At 35.3% G+C, this 1472-nt stretch carries 2 protein-coding genes; one reads left to right on the forward strand and one right to left on the reverse strand.

The genetic code is table 11. The features are described from left to right. Window positions 1-21: 21 nt before the first annotated feature. Window positions 22-648: a Type 1 glutamine amidotransferase-like domain-containing protein gene (locus tag EXN75_RS17375; RefSeq protein WP_004315354.1), complete on the forward strand. Its 627-nt coding sequence runs from the start codon at window positions 22-24 to the stop codon at window positions 646-648. A 293-nt stretch (window positions 649-941) separates the two neighbouring features. Here EXN75_RS17375 and EXN75_RS17380 read toward each other — a convergent pair. Continuing rightward, window positions 942-1472, reverse strand: a 531-nt coding sequence (locus EXN75_RS17380; RefSeq protein WP_134844755.1) for a hypothetical protein, incomplete at its 5' end; no start/stop codon positions are given.

Here is a 1472-nt window from a genome sequence, read left to right on the forward strand (position 1 = left end):
TTAAACTTAATATTATAGAATATGAAAAGATTATTTTTATGCTCATCATTTGCTGATGTTGCTAATCTATTTGTCGATTGTGCCAAAGAAGATTTGCAAGGGAAAATTATAGCTTTTATACCAACTGCAAGCCTTACAGAACCAATACGATTCTATGTAAAAAAGGGGAAAAAGGCTTTAGAAGAAGCAGGAATGATTGTTGAAGAAGTCGAGATTACCCAACTGCCCAAAGAGGAAATATCTTCTATATTACATAAATGCGATTATATCTACATAACAGGTGGAAATACATTTTTCCTTTTGCAAGAGTTAAAAAGAAAAGGTGTTGATAAAATTATATCTAAACAAGTGAAATTGGGTAAACTGTATATTGGGGAATCTGCCGGAGCAATAATAGCCTCTCCCGATGCAGAATATATGAGAAGTGTGAATTTTGATCCAATAGAAAAGGCTCCTGAATTGAAAGACTGTACTTCTTTAGATTTGGTCGATTTTTATACGATTCCCCATTATGGAAATTTTCCATTCAAGAAAAAAGGTGAAAAGATAGTTCAACTATATAATGAGAAGTTGCAGCTTATTCCTATAAGTAATAAACAAGCTGTTATTATTGAAGATTCAAATATTCAAATTAAAGATGCAAAATGAATAGAATAGACCGTATTTCTGCTATATTGATTCAGTTACAATCGCACTCGTTAGTGAAAGCACAGCAAATTTCAGAACGTTTTGTAGCATAGACGAGATGCCAAGAAAGCATATCAAAGCAGAATGCAGCAACAAGAACGGTTGGCAATTCGTTACCTCAAAATCGGACAATCCTCCCAATGTCCTTATTATAAAGGGATAAAGATTATATTCCAAAATTACACTAAATAAATGAGAGGGGAATGTATTAAGTTTATTTCCCTCTCATTTAGTTTAGTTAGTTTCCAGAAACTTTATTTTGAGCTTTTCATAGCACGTTTTATGCGATTTGATTCTTGCAAAAGCTTATTGGCTATACTATCTTTATAAGTAGCCATTTCAACCATTTCATGATGATGGCGAATAGAATCCTCGTAGGCTGCAACACGATTTCTTACATCATCTATAACTTTCTCATCTCGGCAAACAGAAAAATGCTTTTCGATGTAGTGAATATTCGGGTCGTCAGATGGAAGCACCATCTTCAATGCCCTATACTTCAAGTCCGCCTCTTCCCAATCTTGGTACTCTTGCCATTGGGTGAGGTTGCCCCAAATTGAGATAACCAAAGACAGAGCCAAGCCTCCAATGAAAAGAAGAACATACTTTGAAGTAGGCTCGAAGCGATGGGTTACGACTTTCTTTTGAGGTGTGTTGTCCATTGCGTTAAGTTTGTCCTGTACAAATTTTGATGTGACATTCTGCTCTTGTTTCACCTGATTAATGGTATCAAACAAGAGTTTGCTTCGCTGTTCATCTTTGCTTGCTTCTTTCTTGGTAAGGTC

Source organism: Segatella hominis (assembly GCF_004535825.1).
Taxonomy (GTDB): Bacteria; Bacteroidota; Bacteroidia; order Bacteroidales; family Bacteroidaceae; genus Prevotella; species Prevotella hominis.